The sequence below is a fragment of the Photobacterium chitinilyticum genome, assembly GCF_004104355.1.
In the GTDB taxonomy this organism is placed as follows: Bacteria; Pseudomonadota; Gammaproteobacteria; order Enterobacterales; family Vibrionaceae; genus Photobacterium; species Photobacterium chitinilyticum.
The window spans coordinates 272,459-298,494 of record NZ_RJLM01000005.1 but is presented as its reverse complement, the minus strand read 5'-3'; the positions used below and the strand labels follow the sequence as shown (position 1 = coordinate 298,494).

Genomic DNA, 26,036 nt, shown 5'->3' with positions numbered 1-26,036 from the left:
GTTACTCCTTATTTGTCTTTACGGAACATTTCAAGCATCCGCTTGGTAACAAAGAAGCCACCGAAGATGTTAATACTTGCAATGAGTACGGCAATAAATGCCAAAAAGGTAACGATGCCGATACCCTGTCCGATCTGCAATAATGCCCCCACAATGATGATGCCGGAGATTGCATTCGTAACAGACATTAGTGGTGTATGCAGTGCGTGAGTTACGTTCCATACAACGTAGTAACCAACAACACATGCCAATACGAATACCGTAAAGTGAGAAAGGAACTCTGCTGGTGCGTAGTTTGCGATCCAACCGAACGCTGCAATACCTGCTGCCATCAGGCCGTATTTCTTGGCTGGAGAAGATGGCTCTTCTTTCACCTCTGCAGGTGTTGCAACTTCTGGAGCTGGCTGCTGGGGCTGAGCTGATACCTTGATCGGTGGCGCAGGCCAGGTAACTTCACCTTCTTTGATAACAGTTAGACCGCGCAGTACTTCGTCGTCAAAATTGATGTCGATATTGCCGTCTTTTTCTTTGCAAAGAAGCTTAAGCAAGTTAACCAGGTTTGTACCATACAATTGCGAAGATTGCGTAGGCAGACGACCAACCATGTCGGTGTAGCCAATGATCTTCACACCGTTTTCGGTAGTAATAACCTTATCAGCTTCGGTATAGGCACAGTTACCACCATTCGCCGCAGCAAGGTCAACGATCACGCTACCCGACTTCATTGAATCAACCATTTCTTTGGTGATCAATTTCGGTGCCGGACGTCCAGGGATCAGTGCGGTAGTAATGATAATATCAACATCTTTAGCTTGTTCAGCGTATAAACGCTCAGCGGCTTTGTTGAACTCATCAGACATTTCTTTCGCGTAACCATCACCAGTGCTGGTATCTTCTTTGAAATCAACTTCAAGGAATTCTGCACCCATTGACTCGACCTGCTCTTTTACTTCAGGACGAACATCGAAAGAACGTACAATCGCACCCAAGCTACCGGCAGCTCCGATAGCCGCTAGTCCAGCAACGCCAGCACCTGCAACCAGAACTTTAGCCGGTGGCACTTTACCTGCCGCAGTAATCTGCCCGGTAAAGAAACGACCAAACTGATGTGCCGATTCCACAACTGCGCGATAACCAGCGATGTTGGCCATTGAGCTTAGCGCATCAAGTGCCTGTGCTCGTGAAATACGTGGCACTGAGTCCATCGCCATTACGTTAATGTTCTTACCTGATAGTTTCTCAAGCAACTCAGGATTCTGAGCTGGCCAAATGAAACTGACAAGGCTTGCGCCTTCTTTAATCAAGTCAAATTCATCAACACCCGTTTCATCGTTTACCTGTGGCGCATTAACTTTCAGAATAAGATCTGACTGCCATACTTCCTCAACTGAAACGATAGTCGCACCCGCAGCTTCATAAACCGCATTGTCGAAACTTGCGTGAATACCAGCGTTTTGCTCAATCGCAACGCTGAACCCCATTTTTAAAAGCTGCTCAACCGTTTTAGGTGTCGCAGCCACTCGCGTTTCGTTAGCGAGTATCTCTTTTGGCACACCAATCTGCATTATTATTCCCTGAACATTGGCAAAGAAGTTACGGCTTTGTATCCAACCCACAAAGTAAGATCAAGCACTTTGTAGGAATAATACAAAACTTTTCAACATATACGTTGCTATTTACAACGAATGTTACCTTCTAACAGAAATAAAAGAACGTTTATAACACCTGGACAGAGGTCAAACCACGAATAAAATTAACAAAATACGCACTAAAAGCTGCATAAATCGCCAACTCATTCAAGCTAAACCAATTAATCATCCAAAATAGCACTCTGAATATTGAGAATACCTGTTATAACACACCAGGAGCAGACATGTCGCAACGCCAAAATTGGCATATCTGAGACCTATCTATCCCTGATGAACCTTGCGCAAAATCAACTACTTTTCAGTAGATATACCTGCCAGATAAAAGCAAAAAATACCAGCGGCAGGTACTGGTATTTATTGATCCTACTTTTGCTGAAACATACTATCGCCAGTTTGCTCAATGAACATCTTGGCTTTGTTTAACATGAACGTTTCAGCATCTTGCTTTGAGGCAAGTAAATCTGAGCGAATAAATGTATGAGTCTTCATCTCTCCATCAATTTGCTTGCAAATTCGGCCGGCAATACGAAATTGTCCGCCTTCAGCGATAGGTTCTGGATAAATCAAATAACCTTCGTACTCTACCGGCTCAGTTTCAACGACGATGCTTTCTTTATCTAATCCAAACAATCTTGAGAAAAAACCCACTTAAATTATCTCCGTGGCTCATACACATCTAGGACCATAATGCCATATTCTCATAAACAAAAATTAAACCAAGATTAAAATATGGCAAAAAAGTTCAATAGAAACAACGAATTTTACAACATCCACGCAACAAGTCAGATAAGATAAATTAAAGAATAAAAAAACGCCGGCATAAGCCGGCGTTTTTTAATGTCCTTTTGTTCAGACTATCTGCTATCGATAAAGACCGATATCCTTTTGAAGGTGCGCAGGTAGATCCGAAACATTGTATTGCTTAGGGGTTTTAGAACCGCCAAACATAATGTCCAATGCGTGTGCAATCAATCCTTTGATGTTAACCGCATAGGCTTTTCTGTCCATTGCGGTAGGGGTTGCGATGGTATCAAAATTCATTGCCTGTGCCATGATTGCCTCTCTTTCGATTTATTTTTGAACTGAGGCAATCTTAACTGCTTATTTTCCCTTCCAAAAATGACAATATTTCCATGTCAACATTAGTTTTTCTCATGTGTTAACTTTCAGTTAAGAACACAAGCTTATCCTTATCTAAAGCTGCAACATTCATGCATAAATACCCGCAAAAAAGCCCTTCCATTGCTTGTTTGGCATAAGCTTGCATTTACTGTAGTTTTTATATAACAATAATGCAACAAACCATAAGAAAATAAAATTTATGCTAAGCTTTTTATCACATAACTCATCCCTACTCCTTATATTTGCTGCAATATTTGGATTCATTTTTCCGGCAGCCTCAGCGGCTGTTTTTCCGTACCTGCCATACATTTTATTTTTCCTAATGCTTTTCACTCTACTTGGAATACAACAACGTTTACTGATCAAGCTACTCGCACAACGTTCGATCTGGCTGTATGCAGGATTCCATTCTATCTTTCTATTGCTAATTAGTAGCTCTGTCGCGACTCTTGCAGGAGCTAGCACGTCTCTAACACTTGCTATATCTGCTGTCGCTGCAACTGGCTCGCTATTTGCGACACCTGCGATAGCACGCTCCGTTGGCCTTGAGCCATTAAAGGCTATGGCGATGACGATTGCTTCAACACTATTAATGCCTATAGTACTCTACGCAACCCTGATGCTATTTCAGAACGATAGTGTTTCGCTAGATATACACAGCTACGTTCAACGCCTGGTGATATTCATTTTCGGACCAATGATCTTTTCTGCGGTTTGTTACCACGTCATCCCTCACAACCTGCTTCACCGTGTTCATGGCAAATTATCCCAAGTAACAATCCTATTAGTACTCGCCTTCCCCTTCGGCCTCATTGGCCCGTTTAGAGAGGTATTTAATCAATCATTTTCAACCGGCATTTTTTTCCTCACTATCGGGCTAGCAATTTGTGCCTTTTACTTTATTGTCGGTTATGTCGTTTATTATCGCCACGGTATCGATGAGGGTTTACTGGCTGCGATTACTTCAGCTAATCGCAATGTGCTGCTGACATTTACAGTTGCGGGCAGTTATCTCGGGCCTGACTTCATAGTATTGATGGGGGCAATACAACTACCCACCTACTGCCTGCCGATGTTGGTAAAGTGGATTAACCGTTATCTCAGCCAAGTTGCCATACACAAACCAGCCAAAAACTAAGCGATATTAACATCTAAATATATTAGAAAGCAGACCTTTAGCTGGTTACTAATCACCCATTTAACTGGCTGGTTCAAAGTTATGACCCAAAATCGACACTTTCTCTTGCATGTGCCAATTGATTTGCCTAAGATTTTTCCGAATTCTCAGGGCGGGGTGAAATTCCCCACCGGCGGTAGTTCAATCAGCATATTTGTGATTTGAAAAGCCCGCGAGCGCTTAGCTGACATTCTTAAATGAATGTCAGCTAAGGTCAGCAGATCTGGTCCAATGTTTACCTGTAAACATAAATCCAGAGCCGACGGTTATAGTCCGGATGAAAGAGAATCGGTGATGGCATTTTGCCATAGCTTTTACAATGCAACGGTTAGTGCATATTGAGCATTAGCTTTGTTATATATTTCTGTAAAGCTATTTCAGCAGTGCTGAAACGCTGACTTTCCATGCCCTGATTCTGGTATCTTTTTATTTGGAGTATCTCTTACCATGAATCAGTCTCTACTATCCCCTTTTGGTACGCCTTTCGAGCGCGTTGAAGCAGGTCTTGATGCAATCCGCCATGGTCGCGGCGTCCTTGTTGTTGATGATGAAGATCGTGAAAATGAAGGCGATATCATTTTTTCAGCTGAAACACTAACGCCAGAACAAATGGCCATTATGATCCGTGAATGCTCAGGTATTGTTTGTCTTTGCCTGACTGAAGATCGTGTTGAACAGCTTGAACTACCAATGATGGTCGAAAATAATACTAGCGCAAACCAAACAGGTTTCACTGTTACCATCGAAGCAGCAAAAGGGGTAACAACAGGGGTATCTGCCGCTGATCGCGTTACGACAATCAAAGCAGCTATCGCAGACAATGCTAAGCCCGAAGATTTAAGCCATCCTGGTCATGTCTTCCCGCTAAAAGCAAACCCTGAGGGCGTTTTAGCTCGTCGTGGCCATACAGAAGCCACCGTTGACCTTATGCGTCTTTCCGGGTTAAAACCTTATGGTGTACTTTGTGAGCTTACAAACCCTGATGGCACAATGGCCCGTCTGCCAGAAGTAATTAAGTTTGGTAAGAAGTTCAATATGCCAGTACTTACAATAGAAGATTTAGCGGCCTATCGTTTGGCAAAGGAAGTTGCTAACTCTGGGAAGCCTGAAGCAATTACAGCTTAGTGTGTTAGGCATAATATCTAAAAGCCGCGATTGTACGCGGCTTTTTACTGATCAATACAGTGAGCATATTCAGTTGAGGTATATCCAAACACAAACTAAACCCCTGCAGCGGGTATGAAATAAATCAATACTGACCAAGCTGAAATCCAACCCGTTACCATGGCTACATCCATCCAGTCTCGACTCATATCTGCTCTCCACGATTATTTAACTGACAACCAATTTATCGTCATAGATTAAATAGTCTTTAGCTCTTTTTCACAATTTTCTATTAGTAAGCCGAATTATTTTTAACTTGCTCCCAAATACATACCTCTGCGGAATAAATAAAGAAACAGACCGCCATTTATATGACGCTCAACAGGGCGTGAGTACAATGTTTTGACGGCATTTCCGTAGATAAATATGTATTCTCATCACTGAAATAGCACTAACGATTTTATCACTCTTGTTCAGAGCCACGTTAATTCACATTATTAAGCGACGACTTGAGAGCACTCACATGGAATATACGAAATCAATGTTTCTTTCGGTGCCGCTAGCACCCCCATTTCTTTTGCGTAAACTGAAAATGCATCAGCCATTGTAACATTCAGCGCTTGCGGTTCTGAAACACAATCCAGCAGTGCACAGTAACCCTCTTTACCTGTTGCGGTATAGCCAGAAGAAACCGATGTATACACCGCCTCGTCTTCTACATCGATCCAACTCCCGGATTTTAATGTCTGTAGGTTCTCGATCCGGAAGCCGGGTGACGAGCTGCAGCGATAGGTAAATCTCAAATTAGATGTATAGGGAAAGCTGCCGCTTCCAGTCCCTTCAACACCATTGTCAATGGCATTGTTGATCGCCCCTTCCAATGCTTCCCTGACACGTTTACCTTTTACCTGATAGACCATGAGCTCAATCGCAAACGGTAACAATTTGCCGGCAATATCTGCAGAGGTGACAGGTCCCGGATTAAGAGAGGCCCTTACGCCACCTGCGTTATGAATGCCAAAATCAACGTCATGACCTAACTGGCGGCCTTTCCAGACAAAGCTATCAACCACCAGCGGCGCAATCTGGCTGCCACCTTGATGATCAGGGATCCGCACATGACGCAAAGGCTCAACCGCTTCAGCGATATGCTGAGTCTGTAGCTGGCGCACTTCGGGACGGTACTCGGTATTGAGGATATTTTCGATAATCGGATCTTTGGGGCACAAACGTACATTTGTTTGTGCCTTTAAATACTGCTTAACCGCATCATGGCTATTATCATCCAGGTGTTTACTTCGAGTCGCATCAACCGTAAATTGTCGTCCGAGCAATAACTGGTTCACTCCTGATGCGCTGGCCACACTGCCATCAGGGTTGAAATCAAGTTCAAGCTGCCCCAGCGCCAATGCATTACAACCAGCTTGAACCACACAGGTTCCATTAACCATTTTGGCATAAGAATCAGTGACACCGTAACCCACGTTGGAAAAATCACCCTGCATGGTATGTGTATGACCACCGATAATGGCCCCAACTCCATCAACCTGAGATGCCAACTCTAGATCTCGCTCATAGCCCAGATGGCTAAGCAATACAATTTTGTTAATTCCTTGCCGCTTAATTGCAGCAATGGTTTTCTTGGCCACACTGACAACATTCAAAAAGTGTGTGTCTGGATCTGGGTTGGCAATACCGGCCATATTTTCAATGGCTAAACCAAATACAGCGACGGGTTCACCCTTGATGTCTTTAACAATATAACGACCATGGTCGTTACTGTTATCGAATGCATGAACATTACTCTTAACACGAAGTGGATTAGGCTTGTTCTGATTTTCATTTTCTAGATCCCAGTTTGCAACCAATAAAGGGAAACTCACCTGATCCATGAAATCTGCGACAATACCATTACCCATATCAAGCTCATGGTTACCCAAGGCCATGGCTTCGACACCAATAGCATTGAGTAACTTAGCATTCGCTAAACCTTTATATAACGAGAAAAACAATGTCCCCTGAAAGCAATCGCCAGCATGTACAAACATAAACTCGCGCCCCTTCAGATGCGCCTGCATTCTGACATCCTTAACCGCTGACGACACGCGAGAAAAACCCCCACAACTAGCGTAGACCGATGTTTTCGTCTCTAGTACTGCTTCAGGCAAATTTAATGATATTGATGAAGGCTCAAAGTGTGAGTGTGTGTCATTGATATGGGCGATAGTTATTTTCGCCGAGCGGTGCATTATCATACAGGCTTATTGCTCTCCATCGTTCAGAATGAGGCATATCATAATACATATGACTCAAATCACATAATTTCCTGATACATTATCTAGTGCAAACTCAGGCTGTGACATATAGCAAAATGAAAATTGCTTCAAACAGAAGTTTTTACTTGCTGAACTTTTCCCCACAAGACTATCGCAGTGCGGATCAGTCCAGTTCAGACGTATTATAGTTAGTAGATAATCACGACAGATTAATGACAGGGTCGTATCATGTTTAGCTACCTCCTACCTATATTCCTTGCTTGGCTAGTCGGCATTCTCGCACAGAAAACAGGACTTTGTATGGTAAGAGGCGTTCAGGAGCTACTCGCCAAGCGGCCTGGGTTTCTAGTTACAATCCTATGTTGCGGTTTTTGGTTTTGGCTCGTCACACCTGGAACTGTTGATGGCAATCTTAACCTCACCATGAATCGCCATTCTGTCAGTGCTCCGTTTGTATTCGGCGGCCTACTGTTCGGGTTCGGTGCTGCTATCAACAAAGGCTGCTCTATCTCTACAATCACGAAACTATCAAAAGGCCACTATCATATGTTGGCAACAGTTGTAGGTTGGCTTCTCGGCTGGTGCTTTCTTGCCTCATTACCCGTTAATTTTAACTATGTAGCGCTTGCCCCCATCGTAAGCCCATCGATTACCGTCACAGTAGTATTATTTGTTCTTATTGCATTAATTATGTTTCGTATCCCGCAACAAAGAAGGCCTATTTTATTGGGCATTATTTTATTCGGTGTCATTGCGAGTATTTTGACTTACCAGATACCGGAATGGTCGCCAAGCCAACTCCTAAAAGATATTTCGGCCGCCAGCATCCACGGAGAGACAGAAAAGTGGCCATCCTTTCAACGCTACTTAATTCTATTGGGCCTTGTTTTTGGTATGGGCATCAGTGCCAAAAAGCGAATTTCAGCCAACGAGTTTCAGCTTAGACCAGTTCAGATTATTACCCACTTAAGTGCCGGAATGATCATGGGCATTGGTGCTTCTTTAGCACTAGGCGGTAATGATTCACAGTTATTGATCGCCCTACCTTCTTTTTCACCGGCAGGTGCAATTGCAATACTGTGCATGATATTGGGGATCATCGGTGGGATTCTACTTAGAAAAGTTATTCATCATTTTACTGACAAAACCACTAGCATTGGCCAGTAATGTCAATTTGGATGAGTAATTGTTCAGGTAATTGCGCAGGAAAAACCAAAGACTTATGTTAATCGGTATAAATTGCCACCAGCGGTTTAAGGCTAGTGACAAGAATTCATGTATCCAATAACTACACTCAATATGAATTCAGCGTTTCAAAAAGGCAATTATTGGTAGCGACCATGACGCTGTAGGAATTCAATTTTGTAGCCATCCGGATCTTGTACAAAAAAGAATTTTGCAAGTAACTGCCCTTCACGGAAAAACTCTTTAACATCGGCAGGTTCAAACCCCAGGCCTGTCAGTTTCTCATGCTCAGCTTCCAAGTTATCGACAGCGACCGCAATATGACCATAGCCAGAACCGTGGCTATATGACTCTTCAGTACCTTCATTCCAAGTCAGCTCTAACTCCATGTCATTTTCTTCATTGCGAAGATAAACAAGGCTGAAGCCTTCAAAATCTAATCGCTCTGCTATATCAAGATCGAGCGCCTGTTTGTAAAATTCCAATGACTTATCTAGGTCCTGCACCCGAATCATTGAATGGATTATCTTAGCCATCTGACATCTCCAGTCATATAAAAATCTTTATCGCTCAGACCAAAACAATTGAAGAAAACATCAAAGGTCGGTTGAGCTTAGTTTTCCGGACTATATCAACCACTTTGAACAACAACAAGCTTTCTATAGCAATTGGCTATTGTGTGTTTAAAATCAATGAGTTCTTATTAATCTGTGACCTTGACACGCACATACTCAAGAAAGGTGCTGTACTCTAATTACTAGAGGTGAACTATGCAGCTAAAGCGAATTGAAGTTTCTGGATTCAGGGGAATTAAGCGCCTATCGCTAACCTTTGATGAGTTAACCGTCCTCATTGGTGAAAACGCATGGGGTAAGTCCTCCTTGCTTGATGCGTTAAGTATTGCGCTTTCTCCCGATACCAAGTTCTATAATTTTAAGTTTTCTGATTTTCATGTCGACTACACCGCCGGTCATAAAAAGATGACGCAGTTGCAAATCGTACTTCACTGGAAAGAGGATTACGCAGGCGAATATAAGTCACGTAAATACAAAGGCTTTGCTCCGCTATGGATTGAGGGTAATGATGGTCTCAAACACCTATATTACCAGCTCGACAGTATCGTAAAAGAAGACAAAATCATCAGTCACCGTGCTTTTTTGAACAATGATGGCCACCTGATTGATTGCCCTGACAGCGATAAGCTTGCCCGTCAATTGATGGTCTTGCACCCTATCGTAAGAATTCGCGATGCACGCCGATTACATAATGAACCACTTAACAGTAATGGCAACGGGAATGGTCATAGCGACAAAGATAAAGATAAAGACAACAGCGAAAATGCACGCATTCAGCGCAGGCTAGAAAACACTTGCGAACGCCTAATGACCCGACCAGGTCATGTTAGCTCTGAAGAAATCAAAAGCAGTATTAATGCCTTAAGAGTCTTGGTCGATCACTATTTTGCCTTCACACCGCATAGCCGTTCAGAGCACTTTAACCGTGCTCACTTCCCTGCAAAAGCACAGTATGCCGTCAACCCTTTGGAGCAACTCACTCAGCCCCAAATGACCAAACAAGGTCGACTCGTACTGATGGGCTTGCTCAATGCTTTTATCCGAGCACGTGGCCCTGTGGAATTAAGGCGCATCTCTCGTCCTATCATGATCCTAGAAGACCCTGAAGGTCGTCTTCACCCAACCATATTGCAGCAAGCATGGTCGTTTATGATGAACATGCCCATGCAAAAAATCTTAACGACCAACAGCCCGGATCTGACCTCTGTCGTGCCATTGCATACGATCAAAAAGTTAATTCGTGAGCCAGACCGAACTCATGTATATTCAGTTTTACCTAATAGATTAAGTCGAGATGAAGAAAGGCGCGTAACTTTCCATGTTAGAGTGCATCGCCCTAATGCACTTTTTGCCCGCGCATGGTTATTAGTCGAAGGTGAAACCGAGGTGTGGTTGTTTAATGAGTTTGCCCGTATCTGCGGTTATAACCTCGCAGCAGAAGGCGTACAGATCATTGAATTTGCTCAAAGCGGCTTAAAACCGCTTATTAAAGTAGCCAGAAGTTTAGGAATTGAGTGGCATCTTGTCGCTGATGGCGATATGGCGGGTAAAAAATATGCCGATACCGTGCGTCATTTATTGGGTGCAGATGCCGAGCGCCACCGCTTAACCGTGCTCCCTAATCGGGATATCGAGCACTTTCTATATCACAATGGTTATGAGCCTTTATTCCGCCACCTAGCCAATATTCCACATGATACCCCAGTGCCGCCAAAAAAAATTATTGTGAGGGCACTTAAACATCATGCAAAACCTGATGTTGCGCTGGCAATGGTCGAATATACCGATGAAGAAAATATTGAAGAAATACCATTGCTGCTTCGCTGGATTCTGAAGCGCATTGTTGCGATGTCACGAGGGGTCAGTTGAAATAACCAAGCGACTCCACGACCACAATTAATAAATATATTATGAAGGTCACATTTTCACAATAAATGTCAAAATTCTGGCACCTTAGCTTTGTCGCCTACAGGTAATTAGATAAAATTATAAAATAACTATTAAAAGCAACGCTTATAATCTAACAAGCCTGAAAGGAAGTATTTTGATAAACGAACTTCTTCATGCTCACAGAGCTTTCAACAAGATCCTGAGGATGCTCGCCTTGGGACAAAAGAAAGAGGAAATGCTGGAACAGCTAATTGACGTTACCGAGAACATTTATAATGATCGCCTAACATCAATTTTGCTACTCAACCCCCAAACAAACACATTGCACTGTGCTTGTGCGCCAAGTTTGCCTGAATTTTATAATAAGGCCCTTGAAGGAGTGCCTATTGGTCCCACTACTGGGTCATGCGGTGCCGCTGCATACCATAAACAAAAAGTCATCACGGAAAATATCAATGACCACCACAACTGGGCATCATTTAAACCTTTAACCTTGAGGGCAAACCTTGCATCCTGTTGGTCTGTTCCTATCCTATCCTCGAAGAATAAAGTGTTAGGTACTTTTGCCACTTATAGCCGAGAGCCAGCAAGACCAACCCCCTTCGAGCTGGAAATTTTAGAAATGGCCGCTTCTGTCTGTGCAGTTACTCTTGAGAAGTACGAGATCGAAGAAGAGTTAATGCAATCTGCCACCTATGATTTTCTGACTAATGCCTACAACCGCCGCGCTTTTTGTCAAAAGACACAACAAGAACTTGATGACTATAACAAGCATGATGGCTTTATTGCTTTGTTCTATATCGATATCAATGATTTTAAAGTGATTAACGACCAATATGGCCATGCTATTGGTGATCTTGTATTAATTGAAACAGCGAAGCGGTTAAATCAACTAAGCCAGAAAAACGATATTGTTGGTCGCATGGGAGGTGATGAGTTCGTTCTTCTCTCAACGTTCAACAACGAAGAAGAGTTTAGTCAGCTATACCAGCTACTACTCAACGGTATCGGAAACGAGCGTTTCATTGAGAATGTCGTCTGTTCAGCATCTATTGGATATACCTTAGTGAAACGATGTGAAGCTGATGAGCATGATATTCAATCACTTCTCAGTCATGCAGATTCTGAAATGTACAAAGTTAAGCAAAAGTTTAAACACAAACTGACGTGTTAATAATATACCCAAGCAGCCTCACTCTGAAGCCTGCTTCTTGAGGTCGCTTGAGTATAATCCGCTAATGGGGGGGACTACTTCTCATCCTGCTTTTCAAAAAACAAGGTCAATGTACCGACAGTAAAACCCCACTTTGTCATTTTTGCGATATTGAATACCCGGAGAGCATCTTGCCTGTACATCCAATCATCGAGGCTAATATCGTATGTGCTGCCATCGACCGGGACACGCAATACATATTGCCAATTAAGCGCCTTACCAACAGCCTTACCGGTCGCCAATCCTATAACATCATCTGCCCGCCCCGAGAAATTCCCATCATTATCACGAGTAATCACCCAGGTGCGCTGCTGCTTTTCACCATCGTCGAAAATAAAATCTTCGTCAAGCGTTAGCATATTGTCTTGAACACGTCCTTTAATAATCACTTCAAACCGCCGGGTCTGCTTACCGCTCCTGTCTTGCAGCATCCCCCACGCCTTTACGGTGCCATCAAAATAACCGAACAAATCAAAATTCGGCGACGATCCCTTATATTCATCAATCGAAGTAGAACATCCGGGCAACAGTAGTACAACTATCAGCGAAGCCAACCGTTTCAACATTAACAACATAGACATTACCTACTCGTTGAGTCTCGATCACTGTACCTACCGCACAGCATTAAAGAGCCATGCTTATACTTTGCCAATAAGCTGTCGTCGTATATCCGGATAAGAGGTATCAGGTGAAAGCCAAATATATAGGAATGACATCGACATCTCCTTATCTGGCAGTACCCCGATTTGCTGGTTACCCCAGTAAAAAATACCGCCGTCACGGTTTACTACAAAGATCAATCGATCGCCTTTTTGCACATCCGGCCAAATACCAGCCAAACGGTTCAGCCACTGCTGGCGCTTTACCTTAGGGATACCAAGGTGCTTCCATTGTTCATCTGTCGCCTCCAAGAGATCCTCTTTATCGATATTACGTTGATACTTAATGACCAATGCGAGGTCTTCGCTATCAGGTCGATAATCACCTGATGGCGTTCTTAACTCAGAATCATAAATAACCCAAGGCCCCCACGTCAGCCGAGCATCGCCAACAGCCGGCCAACTCTGCCACGGAGTCGCCGCATTAACGTTAACAGCAAGCAAGAGTATTGAGATTAACAACAGCATTACAGTCTTCATACACCCTCCAGATTCTGTCTGCTGCATTTGTTGAGCAGTACTAACGCCAAAGCTGAGAAACATAGCCAACAAACCAAGATACAGGCTGCAGTTATTTCAATGCCTAACGGCCACATCACGGCACCGAGTCGGTAACCGGCAAAGTAACTCATCATTCCGCCGACGCCACCAAGCAATATAATAAGATACGGTGAATTAGCCATTATAGTTTGCCGCATAATCCAGATAAACGATCCGAACCCTACCCACAGCAATGCTAACCAAAGTGGGAAAAACAGAGCGTTGAATTCATATATACCCAGCCAACTAAGCATGGCATCCATCAATACCCCAGAGACTCCAAGCATCAAACCAAATCGCCAAGCTCCTCTGTATACCCACCAGCTACAAAGAAGTAAGAGCACAAGCAACCACACGAACTGGCTTTGGCCTATCACGGCAAGGGCCCAATAAACATTAAAAATTAAACCGACAATGAGTAACTGGCGAATAGGCATAAATATCTCCAACACTTGCTGTTGCTATTCTCGCCAACCCGAACGACTGGCTACAAGTTGCACCGTGCTAATACTTCTCTCTAAAAATCCCCCTTCGCAGTAGCAAAGGTAAAAACGCCACATACGGACAAACCTGCCATCAAATCCCTGTTCGGTTAGTTTCTCTACACTGTCATTGAAATTTTGATGCCAATCTGACAGCGTTTTGGCGTAGTCCATTCCAATGTCTTTAATATCGCGGATAACAAAATCACTGTTCTCGGTCATTTGATTGGCAACTGTGGTTATCGACGGCAGAAAGCCTCCCGGAAAAATATATTTTTGAATAAAATCGACCCCCTTACTGTAGCTGTCATACCTTTGGTCATTCATTGTTATCGCCTGTATTGCAAACAAACCTTCAGGTTTAAGCAACGACTGGCACTTTTTGATATAAGTTGTCAGAAACTCTTTACCCACCGCTTCTATCATTTCCACCGAGACAATCTTGTCATACTGTCCCGTGAGTTCACGGTAATCACTTAATAGCAATGTCACACGGTCAGACAATCCTTCTTGTTCAATTCGTTCTTTGGCCCACTGGTGCTGAGCATCCGATATCGTTGTTGTCGTGACTTTACAGCCATAGTACTTGGCCGCATGAATCGCTAGCGCTCCCCAGCCTGTACCGATTTCTAACAAATGGTCTGACTCTGACAGATTCAACTTGCGACATAATCTATCCATTTTGTTGATTTGTGCCTGAAAGAGCTCTTGATGCTCCGAGTCATAAATGGCAGCCGAATAAAGCATGTTTTGGTCTAAAAAGGTACGGTAGAAATCATTTCCCAGATCATAATGAGCCAGAATATTTTGCTTGGCGGAGTCCTTACTGTTTCGTCGGGCGCGGTGCAGCCACTTATCTTTCAGAACACTTAACCAACTCATTTTCGCTTCAAGACGCTCAAGTACAGCAAGGTTTTTGGCAATTACCCTCACAACTTGAGTCATATCCGGAGAATCCCACCAACCATCAATATAGGCCTCACCTGCTGCGATGCTTCCCCCCGTCAATAACCGCTTATAAAATGCAGGGTTATTAACAATAAGCTGCGCCTGACAACTTGCATGCCGATCCCCAAACAAGTAGGTTTCGCCACGGTGCTCAACTAACGTGAGACCGGCTCCTTCTAGTTGCCCGAGAGCTTTGAACACCACTTTCCTCGCAATATTCTCTGTTCCCGTCATCACTAGCTCAGAACGACTAACTTCACTCTTAAACATCATGTAACCCTCGCTCGTTATTCCATTTATTGTTTTGACGGTAATTGTGGTTTTGTCGTCGAATGGCCGTAAAAAGGAGCCCCCTTTAGCCACAGACGCAGTGCCTGCCAATATATTCCAATAACTATTTTTACGGATTGGATCGGTGTGCTTGCGATGAGTTGCCAAAGTACTTTTGTTGTAAACGGTTTTCGCTTCATTATCATCGTGGCATCCATGACGTTCAGGTTGCCCTCTGACGAACGGATATCCAAATGAACAACTAGCTGGCTTTCTGGAGGCCTGAGCCGCCACTGATACTGCTGGCTCATCGGATTAAAGGGCGACACATGAAAAGCCTTCTGTAGCTTGCTACTTGAATGAGCAGGAACAACATAATAGTGCCTCTCATTCCAAGGCGTATTGCTAACTTCAGCGAGTACCCAACGCCAATTGTCATGCTCGTCGTAGAGGTAGTAAATATTGAGAGGACTGAAATAGAGCCCAGCATAACGAAGCTGGCATAGCAGCATCACTCTTCCTTGAACTCTCTCACCCGTCAGGCTTTCAACCTTATCAATCACTGCCGTCTTTAATGACTGAATGTCATCTTCACTACCTTGCCGATCCAAACGCCCCTCTCTCAGAAAATCAGCACAGCAGAAGCGGGCAAAATTCATAACCTGTTTACCAAACCCTCTGACGGAATCTTGCAAGTAATCAAATTCATCAAGATCAATCAACGGCATAAACATTGGATAACTAAAGCTATGTTTTACCGGTGAAAAGCGACGGTGTCTGACGGTACCAACGAAAATGCCACTATTCATAGCCTTACTCCTCACCCTGATAGGCAACACTTACCTTGGCTCTATCTTTCGCGCCGCCAATCGTTAACCGAGAAATTCCATCTACAACATCAAGCGCGCTATGAACACCGTCTTCGTGAAAGCCGTTATACCAATAAGCGCCGCAGTACCAGGTATTTTGAACGCCATTAATATCGCCTCTCGCCTGTTGTGCCAACATGCTCGAAGTCGTAAATACTGGGTGTGAATAATTAAAACGCTGAATAATTCTTTTTTCTTCGATCTGTTCTGTTTGATTAAGAGTCACGCAAAATGTTTCGGGGGCAGAAATACCCTGCAAAATATTCATGTTATAGGTCAGGCTGGCTAGCTTATTGTCACGGTGTTTACCATCCTCGACATTTGGGCCTAGATGATAATTCCAGGCCGCCCACGCAGCTCGCGATTGAGGAAGCATCTTGGTATCGGTATGCAGCACAACTTCATTATTTTGATACTCCATCGCACTTAGGATCCGTTGCTCATCTACCGAGGCATCAGCTAACATCGACAGAGCCTGATCACTATGGCTGGCAAAAATTACATGATCGTAAGTTTCACTGCTATTAGCCGTCTCGATCCGAATCTTCCCGCCTTGACGAACAACCTTGCCAACTGGTTGGTTCAATCGTATTTTGTTCTTAAACGGGACAATCAATTTCTTTACATACTCTCTCGATCCTCCCGGAATGACATACCACTGCGGTCGATTAACCACCTCGAGGAGGCCATGGTTACGGAAAAATCGGATAAAGAACGGCAACGGGAACGAGCGCATGTCTGACAATGTCGAAGACCAAATCGCAGCTCCCATCGGCAATATGTAGTTCTCCGAAAAGTAACGACTAAAATTATGACTATGAAGAAATTCGCCTAGTGTCCTGCTTGTTTCCTCAGTTAAATCGAGAGTGGTTGCCAATTTATTAAACCGAAGGATTTCATATATGAAATACAAAAACTTTGGATTAAGCGCATTTCGCTTCTGGGCAAACATTGACGACAAGCTATGTCCATTATACTCAAGACCATTTGTTTCATTGTGAATACTAAAACTCATCTCAGTTGGTTCACCGGCTATACCCACTTCAGATAACAGGCGCTCAAACCTTGGGTAGGTGCGATCATTAAAAACAATAAACCCTGTGTCGATGGCATAGTTGCCACTTGCCACAGAAACATCAACTGTCGCAGTATGCCCGCCAATATAATCATTAGCTTCGTAAACAGAGATATCATGCTCTCGATGCAGATACCATGCGCACGTTAACCCTGAAATTCCAGTACCGATAATGGCTATTTTCATCATTGCTTTCCTGTCATTCGTTTGATCACTGCCAGCTGTATTCGAAGCGGCAATAGCGCAAGCGTTTTAAGTAATAGACTGAACTTATGTGGAAAATGAATTTCTGTCTTTCCGGCAGCAACCCCCGTTCTGATAGCCGACGATGCAAATTGAGGCGTTACCAACATAGGCATAGCGAAATCATTTTTATCCGTCAGTGGTGTTTTGACAAAGCCGGGGCTGACCAGGGTCACCTTGACACCTTGATGAGCAAGATCAATCGCGAGTGTATTGGCAATATAAGCAACAGCGGCCTTTGAGGCGCCATAGGCCTCAGCCCGAGGCAATGGAATATATGATGCTGTTGAGCCAACAATCACCAAATGGGTTGCGGCACAAAAATGGTGCTGCAAAGCTTGAATACAGTTAAGTAATCCATACACATTAACATCAAAGACGCGTTTAAATAACGCAACATCAATCAGGCCATCTTCAATATATTCACAGGTGCCAGCGTTCAAGATAATAAGATCCGGAATTTGTGGCAAAGACGATATGGCTTGTGTTACGTCATCTAAATTAGTCACACTAAATTTAACAGAATGAATATTATTACTACGGTCACACAGTTTATTTAACCGCTCTTCGGACTGACCACAAGCAAATACATACCAGCCATCTTCAGCATAATCGATGGCAAGTTGCTCACCAATTCCGGAACTCGCACCAGTTATTAATACATGCCTCATAACTACAAACTCACTTTGATCCGACGGATAACAGAACCAAGAACAGGCACACCTTCATATATCATCTCACCCATGTCGAAGTAATCCCGATGAGATATCACGCAGTTTTCTTTGTATTCAAGGCGCGAACACCCTTTCACTGAACGAGGTTCACCGCTTGCAATACGAGGATGACTAAATGTCATGGTCCACTGGATATAGGCTTTATCTTTATCTGTTAATGTGTCGTGCACTTCAAAAGTACACTCATTAACCGTTCTGAATAACCGAATAAAATAGTTATGCAAATTACGCCACCCAATCACCTTGTGTGCGGGATCTTCAAATATCACATCAGCATGATATAGGTTCTCAAGTTCAGACAGATTATGCTTGGTAAGTTGAGTATATGTTTCGACAAATTTAGTTGTCAAACCCCCTGACTGCTCAGCCATATAGCACTCCTCAAGATAATAAATTTTATGTCTAACCGGTTTTGGTTACAGATTATTATTCATAAAAGATTTAGCCTGCTTGAATACGTCTATGGCCCTGAGACGTGCACTCTTATGCTCAACAATCGGTCTGGGATAATTAAGACTTTCGGCCTGATTCCATAAAAAAGGCTGATGAATATATTTATCAGGCACATCTTTTAATTCATGTACCCAAGTACGAATAAAGCTACCATCTGGATCAAAACGCTCTCCCTGGATCGTCGGATTAAACACCCTGAAATAGGGTTGCGCATCAGTTCCTGTCGATGCCGCCCATTGCCAACCTCCATTATTAGAAGCCAAATCACCATCAATTAACTGTGACATAAACCACTGCTCCCCAAACTGCCAATGAATAAGCAGGTCTTTAGTTAGAAAGCTAGCGGTTATCATCCTCAATCTATTGTGCATCCAACCCGTTTCTTTTAACTGCCGCATAGCCGCATCGACAATCGGGTAACCAGTCATTCCTTGCTGCCAAGCTTTTAGCATAGAATCTGACTGCTGCCATACCACATGACGAGTCCAGTTTTGAAAAGGCTGTTCACGGGAGAGTTTGGGCCAGGCCATAATCAAATGACGGTAAAACTCTCGCCAAATTATCTCGTTTAACCAACAAAAGGCACCGTTTTCAGGCTCATCAAAACACAGAGGGAACTCTGCCAGAAGAGCCGCCATACACTGTCGCGGTGACAACGCACCGATACTCAAATACGGCGACAAACAACTGGTACCATCGACAGCTGGTATATCCCTTTTCTGGTGATAAACCGCGACTTTTTCTTCACAAAATGTACGGAGCCGCTGCGTGATAGCTTCCTCATCGACAGGCCAGCGAACACTATCACAAGCCGGATAAGTAAACTGATTGCAAGATTTTGAAAATACAGTATCCAGTGACTCGCTTCGGTTCAATTTGGCAGGAATCGCCATTACCTTTGGCATTTCCATACGATAGATGTTTAACCACTCACGCCGAAATGGAGTGAACACCTTGAAAGGTTCTTCCTTCCTAGTGAGCACCTTACCCGGTGCAAGAATGCACTCATCGTCGAATGCACTGAATTCAATTTTATGCTTTTTAAGAAGCTGCGCTGTTAAACTATCACGCTGACGCTCATTCCACTCATATTGCTTATTACAAAATACATGTTTGATATTATGTAACCTTACCAGTTCGAGAATAGCCTGAGGCGTTTGTTCATAGTCCGCAACTTCAACAACCGTCAGTGGAATATTTAGCTTAGCCAGTTGCTGCCGGAGCACCACGAGGCGACGGTGAATCAAATCAATCTTAATCGGTGCGACATGATGCTCATGCCACTGCATGGGGGTTGAAACAAAGACGGCAAGCACACTGTTACAGTGACGGCTAGATGCTATTAAAGCGGTATTATCAACCACTCTTAAATCTGAACGAAACCACATTAAACCTACATTCTTAGGTACACCTTTGGCTTCAACAGAATCGTTCGCTGTTTCTTTACAGACGCCACCCATTGTCCATACCTCCAATTTATATATCTATAAAGAGTCATTCTGAAAAATGATTTGAATATGGTCGTTTTGAAAGCTGTAGATCTGGCTACTAACTCTCAGCTAGCAAGTCATGATGGATCGTGCTTGCACTACCAACTAACTCATAATCACAATGCGTATTCGCTATCAACAATTTCAGCTGAACCAGATTCGCGGCTGATATTCGCCTCTCTCCGAAAACAACAACCCTACTGACTTTTAGTGATGTCAATGTAGCCCCTAGAGCCGCTAACTTTCCGTCAATGGATGGCAGCACTGTGACGTTGTAACCCATATCAGTCAGTATCCACGCCTGGAGCCAAAGTCGATAGTTATCAGGTTGGTCGAAACTCAATAAATAGCATAATTTGGACGATCGCTTCTTAGCTTGAGTAATAAGAGCAATACACCTTTGCATTATCACCGATTGCCATAATGATAATTGAATGTTGACCAATGGATTTTCTGGCTTTTTTATCTCTTTCTCAACATGGTTAACAACATGCTTAACGAACACATCTAATGGGTATTCTTTCATTAGTTGGATTAACAGCTTATCCAACTTTGCACCATTACAGTCAACCAGAGCAGTTAATATTGATTCGACGGCTTTTAATTTGTCAGTCTGATCATTGGTTGCATCCTCAACATTAAGCTCACCATCAAGTAACGGTCGAACCTTCCCTATCGCAACACCTTTTCCAAGCCATGTGAGTATTTTTCTTATCCGCTCGATATCGTCGTCTGAATAAAGCCGATGACCTTTTTCAGTTCTCATGGGATTAAGCAAACCATATCTACGTTGCCAAGCCCGTAACGTTACCGAGTTAACACCTGTTATCTCTGATACATCTTTAATTGCGTAATACTTGTGTTCACAATCCATAACGTAACTTCAACTCCTCGGGATATGGATTTAAAAAGGTCTGTAACTGCAAGTACGGATCAGGATACTCTTTAAGGTAATGGTTAATTAATGCCAAAGGAGCAAGAATAGGTTGGTTACCCTCGCGATAACTCATTATTAATGCGGCTAACTCCTGCTTCTGATCTTTCGTTAGTGATCGCTTAAAGTACCCTTGTAAATGCATTAGTACATTTGTTTTGTTTTTTCGGCTCGCTCTATTTTTTATAGCATCCATAAACTGCTGTCGGTATTCGTAATAGAAAGAATCCACATCCCAATCTTTAATAGAGGCAACCATTCGCCCCATTTCTTTATAGGCTGTCGGACAGTGGGCCATCAGCACGAGTTTATATCGGGAGTGAAACTTAACAAAAGCATCGTAGCTTCTAGCTTCGCCTAGCGATTGGTAAAAGTCATTGAGAGAAAAGACCCGGAAAACAAAATTCTCACGCAGTACCGGATCTTGAAGACGCCCATCTTCCTCCACTGGTAACCATGGCATCTTCGCCATTAACTCTCGCGTATACACACCTACGCTACCGCCGGGTACCGTGTTTCCATTATCAATATGCAGCTTTACTCGCTCCATACCGCAGGTCGGTGATTTGGCGCAAACAACATAGCCCCGTAGGTCATCAAAATGCGCTATTTGCTGGTCGGCAAACTCTTTCATCTGAACGGTAAAATCTATTTCATTCTCTTTACTGTCAACTAAGCGTTCATCACCGCTGGGAAGCTGAAGTAAACGAATTGCCCGCCTTGGGATTGTCATTCCAATACCGACTTCAGGGCAAACAGGCTTAAAGTTGAAATACCGTGAGAGCTCATCGACCACAAACCGATTCTGTTTGTGACCGCCATCGAAACGTACGTTTTGCCCGAGGACACATGCACTGATACCAACAGAAATTGTCATACTCACCGACCTTGTACAATTCAATAAACTTGTACAACTAAAGTTAGCTCAAGACTCACAGTTGTACAATATTTATTTTTTGTACATGCACACTCGTTTAGTTAGTTATCTGAGATCAATGGATTAACCGCAACAAAAAAGCGACCCTAAGGTCGCTAGTTAAATGCAGCCAAAAATGAAAGTATTAACGACTATTTCATCCAACGCTGTTCGCGCCACTCTTGCTGCTGCTCTGTACCTAAAAAGGTCCATGCCACAACTCGTGTGATTTTCTGACCTTGCGCCATGTCGATGGTGCGAGTATCTGCTACTTTCACCTTATTTAAGGCTCGATAGATTTCAGGCAGATTTTCTTTCTTCGACACTAAAGTGGTAAACCACAGACATTGAGACTGCTTCTCTACGCTTTGTTGAATCATACGCTTAATGAAAGCTACCTCACCGCCCGGGCACCACAACTCCGCTTTTTGACCACCAAAGTTGAGTGCAGGTTTCTGACCTCTTACTGCCTTATCAAAACCTTCCGTTCCTTTTTTCTTAGCATTTGCACTGAGGTTACGCACTTTGCGCTCGCTTCCTGCAGCCGCTTCCGCCAAGGAGGAATGAAATGGCGGGTTGCACATTGTGAAATCAAAAATGTCATCAGCGTTGATCATTCCCGTAAAGATATAATCAGGCACCTTCTGCAAACGACATTTTATTGCTCCAGCCAGTGTCGGGTTCGACTCAACAATAAACTTCGCAGATTTTATTGAAAGTGGGTCAATATCAGCACCGACAAATCGCCACCCATACACACGGTGTCCAATAATTGGATAAGCACAGTTCGCCCCTACTCCCACGTCAAGGCCACTTATCCGCTTACCTTTAGGGATTTCGCCGTCATTGGATTCGGCTAACAGATCGGCAATATAGTGAAGGTAGTCTGCTCGACCCGGAATGGGCGGACATAGATAACCAAGAGGAATATCCCAATGCTGGACTTTGTAGAAGTGACTTAACAACGCCTTGTTTAACACCTTCACTGCTTCAGAGTTTGTAAAGTCAACAGACAGATCACCAAACTTGTTCTCGCTGACAAAGGGAGTCAACTGCGGACAACTCGCTGTCAGTGCTTTAAAATCATAACGCTGACGATGGGGATTACGAGGGTGTAACCCTTTATTGGCCACCTGAGTTTTCTTCTTTTGTGTCATTTAATTATCACTTTGTTCAACTTAATAAGCAGCTATACAATACCGCTATTAGATACAATACATATTACAGCATAAACTGTGTCGCAATAAGCCTAGTACAAGCCCTCCAGAGAATAATTTCACTACACATACACGTTATATTTTCCTCTCCAAACACCATTACGGTCAATTAACAACCAAGCCGAGACAAAATCCACCCACAAGGAAATAAATATGTATGAAAAACATTGCTCAAACCTTAAGGTAGGGTTAAATAGGATGTTTGTGCGGTGCTTAATTTAAGCATTACAAGCAAAAGGAGTTGCACTATGCGTATATTCATTTTTGTGCTTATCATCTTGCCTTTTTTTGTGTCTGCACAGGCACCGTCTTCAATCGCGTTCTATTACAATTCGATTGATTCCGTTCGGGAGCTGATGAACTATGAGCGCGTCGTAGTCTCTCCCAATTTAATAACCCCAAAACAGATTGATACACTTAAGCAAGCCAATACAGATGTTTTTGCCTATCTTAGTGTCGGTGAGTTTGATGGTCCTTCCTTGCCCAATAACTTACGCACTTCGTCACCAGCAAAAAACGAAAACTGGCAGAGTTATGCCATGGATTTAACTTCCCCGGATTGGCAGCTGTATTTAACAACACAGTCAAAATCTTATTTGGCTAAAGGCTTTGATGGACTCTTCCTCGATACCTTAGACAGCTATTACCTCTTTGCTGATAATGAAACAGAGCAACAAAAGCAGCAACAAGCACTTGTTGGCATTATTGCGAGCCTGAATCAGTTAGCCGGTGAACCCAAGCTGATTCTAAACCGTGGCTTTGAAATCATCGGACAACTAGAACAGCCTATTTCTGCCGTACTGGCCGAGTCACTCTATAACAGCTATCACCCTGTTGATAATAGCTACCACAAGGTAAAACCATCAGATTCAGAGTGGCTTGCCAACAAACTTGACCAAGTAAAAGAACGAGGCATCGAAACCATTGTTATCGACTATATTCCCTCTCGTGACCGTGAAGCGCAAAGAGCAGCAGCTCGGCGTTTGCTCAATGAAGGGTATACGCCATATGTCAGCGACGGGTTACTCTATGAGTTCGGGGTGAGTACAATTGAACCTATCGCGAAACGCGTTCTCGGATTTTTTGATGGTCGATACACCGATTTTTCGAGCTCAGAATGCCACCGAATGATCTCGATGCCTATCGAATATAAGGGCTATGTCCCCGAATGCAGAAATATCCGAACAACAAACTTCGCAAACGTAGATCTGAGCAGGTATGCAGCAATTGTTCTCTGGCTAGACGAAGTGTCATACCAAGGTAACGCTCAGTTGCTACAATGGCTGTCACGCGCTATTGACGAACGCCCCATCCTCTTCATTAAATCATTGCCTACCGATGAAACATTACGGAAAAAACTCGGTATATCTGACGTTGGTGAACTTGAAGGAGAGATAAACGTCTCAAGTGGAGCTGATTGGTTGGCTAATCGCTACCCTCCCACTTTCAGCCAATTTGAATCTTACCAGCGTTGGGTTGCGAGTAACTCCCGCATTCACGCCCTTATTAAGGTAATTGATCAGAGCGGTAATACTTCAGGACTACTGTTTAAAGCGCCGTGGGGTGGCGCAATTCTGTCCCCCTTACCAGTAAGTAACTTGGCCAATAACACCGAGGCATGGACTATTGACCCTTTTCGTTTGATCGAGGAAACCCTTGACCTACCGAAAATCCCGGCCGCCGATGCCACCACGGAATCGGGCAGACGTATACTCACCAGCCATATTGATGGCGACGGGTTTCCGTCTAAAGCCTGGTTTCTAGGCAAACCCTATACTGCCGAGGTACTGTTAAAGCACGTATTTAAAAAATATCCGCTTCCGCAAACCGTCTCGGTAATTGAAGGCGAAGTTGGCAAGCGCGGTCTGTACCCGGAACAAAGCGATGAAATGGAAGCGGTAGCACGAAAGATTTTTGCCCTGCCAAATGTCGAAATTGCATCGCACACATTCAGCCACCCGTTTTTCTGGGACTTAAGCAAGGCTGCCAAGAAAAAACAATACGGCGATCATCTTCCTATTCCTGGGTACACCCTAGATTATCGCAATGAAATCATCGGCAGTGTCGACTACATCAACAACACGCTAGCCCCCGAAGGCAAGAAGGTAAAATTGATATTATGGTCGGGAAAAGCCGATCCCAAGGAAGATGTTCTTGCCATCGCAGAAGAAGCAAAGCTGTTAAATGTCAACGGCGGCAATACCTATGTTGTAAACGGTAACAACAACTATACCCAAATCTCACCAACCATTGCCTGGTATCCATCAGCGGTTCATGTCTACACACCAGTACTTAATGAAAATCTATATACCAATCTATGGAGTGAACACCACGATGGATACGGCCGCGCAGTAGAAACATTTGAATTACTTGGCAGCCCCCGCAGACTAAAAAGTATCGCTATCTATTACCATATGTACACTGGCGCTTATCCTGCCTCGCTAAAAGCAGTGATAAACGTTTACGACTGGGCATTAGAACAAAACACAACCCCACTCTATTTAAGCGAATATGCAAAACGCGCACGAACCCTGTATGAAACAGGCATTGCGAAAACACTCGATGGCAAGTGGCAAATCACCAGTTCGGGAATAAAAAGTATTCGTTTGCCAAATTCGTTCGGTTATCCGGTTATAAAACAAAGTAACATTGCAGGCTGGAATGACGGGCCAGACGGCAAGTATCTCACCCTGTCTTCACCACGAAGCATTGTTATGCTAAGCGCCGTTCCGAAGAAGCAAAGCGCCTACCTAAAAAATGCCAATGGTCAGCTAGTAAAATGGGAAACAGTCGGTGCCGTCACTAACTGGGTTATTGAAAGCCATGTCCCACTTGTGTTTGAAATAGCTAATGGTTCAAAATGCAAACTAACCAGCGACTCAGTACTAAAGAGAACAGTTATTACTAATGGCGGAGTCCGCTACACCGCATCTAAGGCAGGTACTTTTTCTGGTTCGCTTCGCTGCAGCAGTCAAAAAAACAAAACTAAGAAGAGAACAACAGACGGCTAATAAT

24 protein-coding genes and 1 riboswitch are annotated in these 26,036 nt (G+C 43.6%); of the genes, 6 read left to right on the top strand and 18 right to left on the bottom strand.

Features of this window, described 5'->3' with window-relative positions:
- Window positions 1-8: 8 nt before the first annotated feature.
- The 4 genes from pntA to EDI28_RS26980 all read right to left on the bottom strand — a co-directional run bounded on the left by pntA (window position 9) and on the right by EDI28_RS26980 (window position 3,080).
- Window positions 9-1,565: a Re/Si-specific NAD(P)(+) transhydrogenase subunit alpha gene (gene pntA, locus EDI28_RS14365; protein WP_128784574.1), complete on the bottom strand. Its 1,557-nt coding sequence runs from the start codon at window positions 1,563-1,565 to the stop codon at window positions 9-11.
- Between the two features lie 447 nt (window positions 1,566-2,012).
- Window positions 2,013-2,297, bottom strand: a complete 285-nt coding sequence (locus EDI28_RS14360) for an HlyU family transcriptional regulator (protein WP_128784573.1) — start codon at window positions 2,295-2,297, stop codon at window positions 2,013-2,015.
- A 213-nt stretch (window positions 2,298-2,510) separates the two neighbouring features.
- Window positions 2,511-2,702, bottom strand: a complete 192-nt coding sequence (locus EDI28_RS14355) for a hypothetical protein (RefSeq protein ID WP_128784572.1) — start codon at window positions 2,700-2,702, stop codon at window positions 2,511-2,513.
- 156 nt (window positions 2,703-2,858) lie between these two features.
- Window positions 2,859-3,080 carry a hypothetical protein gene (locus EDI28_RS26980; protein WP_164918548.1) on the bottom strand — a complete coding sequence of 74 codons (222 nt, stop codon included), beginning with the start codon at window positions 3,078-3,080 and terminating at the stop codon, window positions 2,859-2,861.
- 13 nt (window positions 3,081-3,093) lie between these two features.
- Between EDI28_RS26980 and EDI28_RS14350 the strand changes: the two genes are divergently transcribed.
- Window positions 3,094-3,909: a hypothetical protein gene (locus tag EDI28_RS14350; RefSeq protein WP_233353382.1), complete on the top strand. Its 816-nt coding sequence runs from the start codon at window positions 3,094-3,096 to the stop codon at window positions 3,907-3,909.
- A gap of 138 nt (window positions 3,910-4,047) precedes the next feature.
- Window positions 4,048-4,241, top strand: a riboswitch (FMN riboswitch).
- 154 nt (window positions 4,242-4,395) lie between these two features.
- Entirely contained in the window at window positions 4,396-5,073 is a 678-nt protein-coding gene (gene ribB / locus EDI28_RS14345; RefSeq protein ID WP_128784570.1) for a 3,4-dihydroxy-2-butanone-4-phosphate synthase, read from the top strand.
- 476 nt (window positions 5,074-5,549) lie between these two features.
- Here ribB and EDI28_RS14340 read toward each other — a convergent pair whose 3' ends face one another.
- Window positions 5,550-7,307: a bifunctional metallophosphatase/5'-nucleotidase gene (locus EDI28_RS14340; protein ID WP_128784569.1), complete on the bottom strand. Its 1,758-nt coding sequence runs from the start codon at window positions 7,305-7,307 to the stop codon at window positions 5,550-5,552.
- A 249-nt stretch (window positions 7,308-7,556) separates the two neighbouring features.
- Between EDI28_RS14340 and EDI28_RS14335 the strand changes: the two genes are divergently transcribed.
- Window positions 7,557-8,495: a YeeE/YedE thiosulfate transporter family protein gene (locus tag EDI28_RS14335; RefSeq protein WP_233353381.1), complete on the top strand. Its 939-nt coding sequence runs from the start codon at window positions 7,557-7,559 to the stop codon at window positions 8,493-8,495.
- Window positions 8,496-8,653: 158 nt separating this feature from the next.
- Here EDI28_RS14335 and EDI28_RS14330 read toward each other — a convergent pair whose 3' ends face one another.
- Window positions 8,654-9,049, bottom strand: coding sequence for a VOC family protein (locus EDI28_RS14330; RefSeq protein ID WP_128784568.1), 396 nt, complete (start codon window positions 9,047-9,049; stop codon window positions 8,654-8,656).
- Window positions 9,050-9,283: 234 nt separating this feature from the next.
- Between EDI28_RS14330 and EDI28_RS14325 the strand changes: the two genes are divergently transcribed.
- Window positions 9,284-10,957 carry an ATP-dependent endonuclease gene (locus EDI28_RS14325; protein WP_128784567.1) on the top strand — a complete coding sequence of 558 codons (1,674 nt, stop codon included), beginning with the start codon at window positions 9,284-9,286 and terminating at the stop codon, window positions 10,955-10,957.
- Between the two features lie 175 nt (window positions 10,958-11,132).
- Complete coding sequence (locus EDI28_RS14320; RefSeq protein WP_128784566.1) at window positions 11,133-12,152, top strand: sensor domain-containing diguanylate cyclase; 1,020 nt, start codon at window positions 11,133-11,135, stop codon at window positions 12,150-12,152.
- 74 nt (window positions 12,153-12,226) lie between these two features.
- Here EDI28_RS14320 and EDI28_RS14315 read toward each other — a convergent pair whose 3' ends face one another.
- The 12 genes from EDI28_RS14315 to rlmF form a co-directional block, all read right to left on the bottom strand.
- Entirely contained in the window at window positions 12,227-12,772 is a 546-nt protein-coding gene (locus EDI28_RS14315) for a DUF3833 domain-containing protein (RefSeq protein ID WP_128784565.1), read from the bottom strand.
- Window positions 12,773-12,829: 57 nt separating this feature from the next.
- A complete protein-coding gene (locus EDI28_RS14310; RefSeq protein ID WP_233353380.1) occupies window positions 12,830-13,330 on the bottom strand; it encodes a hypothetical protein in 501 nt (166 codons plus the stop codon).
- Window positions 13,327-13,827, bottom strand: a complete 501-nt coding sequence (locus tag EDI28_RS14305; RefSeq protein WP_128784563.1) for a DUF2878 domain-containing protein — start codon at window positions 13,825-13,827, stop codon at window positions 13,327-13,329. The genes EDI28_RS14310 and EDI28_RS14305 overlap by 4 nt, the downstream gene beginning before the upstream one ends.
- Before the next feature lie 24 nt (window positions 13,828-13,851).
- Window positions 13,852-15,090 carry an SAM-dependent methyltransferase gene (locus tag EDI28_RS14300; RefSeq protein ID WP_128784732.1) on the bottom strand — a complete coding sequence of 413 codons (1,239 nt, stop codon included), beginning with the start codon at window positions 15,088-15,090 and terminating at the stop codon, window positions 13,852-13,854.
- A 26-nt stretch (window positions 15,091-15,116) separates the two neighbouring features.
- Window positions 15,117-15,899: a DUF1365 domain-containing protein gene (locus EDI28_RS14295; RefSeq protein ID WP_128784562.1), complete on the bottom strand. Its 783-nt coding sequence runs from the start codon at window positions 15,897-15,899 to the stop codon at window positions 15,117-15,119.
- Between the two features lie 4 nt (window positions 15,900-15,903).
- On the bottom strand, window positions 15,904-17,220 hold the full coding sequence (locus EDI28_RS14290) for an NAD(P)/FAD-dependent oxidoreductase (RefSeq protein ID WP_128784731.1): 1,317 nt from the start codon (window positions 17,218-17,220) through the stop codon (window positions 15,904-15,906).
- Window positions 17,220-17,948, bottom strand: a complete 729-nt coding sequence (locus tag EDI28_RS14285; protein WP_128784561.1) for an SDR family NAD(P)-dependent oxidoreductase — start codon at window positions 17,946-17,948, stop codon at window positions 17,220-17,222. The genes EDI28_RS14290 and EDI28_RS14285 overlap by 1 nt, the downstream gene beginning before the upstream one ends.
- 2 nt (window positions 17,949-17,950) lie before the next feature.
- Window positions 17,951-18,382: a nuclear transport factor 2 family protein gene (locus tag EDI28_RS14280; protein ID WP_128784560.1), complete on the bottom strand. Its 432-nt coding sequence runs from the start codon at window positions 18,380-18,382 to the stop codon at window positions 17,951-17,953.
- A gap of 45 nt (window positions 18,383-18,427) precedes the next feature.
- A complete protein-coding gene (phrB, locus tag EDI28_RS14275; RefSeq protein WP_233353391.1) occupies window positions 18,428-19,852 on the bottom strand; it encodes a deoxyribodipyrimidine photo-lyase in 1,425 nt (474 codons plus the stop codon).
- A gap of 160 nt (window positions 19,853-20,012) precedes the next feature.
- Window positions 20,013-20,828, bottom strand: a complete 816-nt coding sequence (locus EDI28_RS14270; RefSeq protein ID WP_128784558.1) for a MerR family transcriptional regulator — start codon at window positions 20,826-20,828, stop codon at window positions 20,013-20,015.
- Window positions 20,818-21,765, bottom strand: a complete 948-nt coding sequence (locus tag EDI28_RS14265) for a YbgA family protein (protein ID WP_128784557.1) — start codon at window positions 21,763-21,765, stop codon at window positions 20,818-20,820. Before EDI28_RS14265 ends, EDI28_RS14270 begins: the two co-directional genes overlap by 11 nt.
- Window positions 21,766-21,956: 191 nt before the next feature.
- Entirely contained in the window at window positions 21,957-22,961 is a 1,005-nt protein-coding gene (rlmF, locus tag EDI28_RS14260; RefSeq protein WP_128784556.1) for a 23S rRNA (adenine(1618)-N(6))-methyltransferase RlmF, read from the bottom strand.
- A 308-nt stretch (window positions 22,962-23,269) separates the two neighbouring features.
- Here rlmF and EDI28_RS14255 point away from each other — a divergent pair, with 308 nt between their 5' ends.
- The gene (locus EDI28_RS14255; protein ID WP_128784555.1) at window positions 23,270-26,032 is read left to right on the top strand and encodes an endo alpha-1,4 polygalactosaminidase; all 2,763 of its coding nucleotides are present in this window, start codon (window positions 23,270-23,272) and stop codon (window positions 26,030-26,032) included.
- Window positions 26,033-26,036: the final 4 nt, after the last annotated feature.

Bases quoted from the DNA above. Each gene is read 5' to 3' on its own strand.
- pntA (WP_128784574.1), bottom strand. From the start codon at position 1,565: ATGCAGATTGGTGTGCCAAAAGAGATACTCGCTAACGAAACGCGAGTG.
- EDI28_RS14355 (WP_128784572.1), bottom strand. From the start codon at position 2,702: ATGGCACAGGCAATGAATTTTGATACCATCGCAACCCCTACCGCAATG.
- EDI28_RS26980 (WP_164918548.1), bottom strand. From the start codon at position 3,080: ATGTATGGCAGGTACGGAAAAACAGCCGCTGAGGCTGCCGGAAAAATG.
- EDI28_RS14350 (WP_233353382.1), top strand. From the start codon at position 3,094: ATGCTTTTCACTCTACTTGGAATACAACAACGTTTACTGATCAAGCTA.
- ribB (WP_128784570.1), top strand. From the start codon at position 4,396: ATGAATCAGTCTCTACTATCCCCTTTTGGTACGCCTTTCGAGCGCGTT.
- EDI28_RS14340 (WP_128784569.1), bottom strand. From the start codon at position 7,307: ATGATAATGCACCGCTCGGCGAAAATAACTATCGCCCATATCAATGAC.
- EDI28_RS14335 (WP_233353381.1), top strand. From the start codon at position 7,557: ATGTTTAGCTACCTCCTACCTATATTCCTTGCTTGGCTAGTCGGCATT.
- EDI28_RS14330 (WP_128784568.1), bottom strand. From the start codon at position 9,049: ATGGCTAAGATAATCCATTCAATGATTCGGGTGCAGGACCTAGATAAG.
- EDI28_RS14325 (WP_128784567.1), top strand. From the start codon at position 9,284: ATGCAGCTAAAGCGAATTGAAGTTTCTGGATTCAGGGGAATTAAGCGC.
- EDI28_RS14315 (WP_128784565.1), bottom strand. From the start codon at position 12,772: ATGTCTATGTTGTTAATGTTGAAACGGTTGGCTTCGCTGATAGTTGTA.
- EDI28_RS14310 (WP_233353380.1), bottom strand. From the start codon at position 13,330: ATGAAGACTGTAATGCTGTTGTTAATCTCAATACTCTTGCTTGCTGTT.
- EDI28_RS14305 (WP_128784563.1), bottom strand. From the start codon at position 13,827: ATGCCTATTCGCCAGTTACTCATTGTCGGTTTAATTTTTAATGTTTAT.
- EDI28_RS14300 (WP_128784732.1), bottom strand. From the start codon at position 15,090: ATGTTTAAGAGTGAAGTTAGTCGTTCTGAGCTAGTGATGACGGGAACA.
- EDI28_RS14295 (WP_128784562.1), bottom strand. From the start codon at position 15,899: ATGAATAGTGGCATTTTCGTTGGTACCGTCAGACACCGTCGCTTTTCA.
- EDI28_RS14290 (WP_128784731.1), bottom strand. From the start codon at position 17,220: ATGAAAATAGCCATTATCGGTACTGGAATTTCAGGGTTAACGTGCGCA.
- EDI28_RS14285 (WP_128784561.1), bottom strand. From the start codon at position 17,948: ATGAGGCATGTATTAATAACTGGTGCGAGTTCCGGAATTGGTGAGCAA.
- EDI28_RS14280 (WP_128784560.1), bottom strand. From the start codon at position 18,382: ATGGCTGAGCAGTCAGGGGGTTTGACAACTAAATTTGTCGAAACATAT.
- phrB (WP_233353391.1), bottom strand. From the start codon at position 19,852: ATGTGGTTTCGTTCAGATTTAAGAGTGGTTGATAATACCGCTTTAATA.
- EDI28_RS14270 (WP_128784558.1), bottom strand. From the start codon at position 20,828: ATGGATTGTGAACACAAGTATTACGCAATTAAAGATGTATCAGAGATA.
- EDI28_RS14265 (WP_128784557.1), bottom strand. From the start codon at position 21,765: ATGACAATTTCTGTTGGTATCAGTGCATGTGTCCTCGGGCAAAACGTA.
- rlmF (WP_128784556.1), bottom strand. From the start codon at position 22,961: ATGACACAAAAGAAGAAAACTCAGGTGGCCAATAAAGGGTTACACCCT.
- EDI28_RS14255 (WP_128784555.1), top strand. From the start codon at position 23,270: ATGCGTATATTCATTTTTGTGCTTATCATCTTGCCTTTTTTTGTGTCT.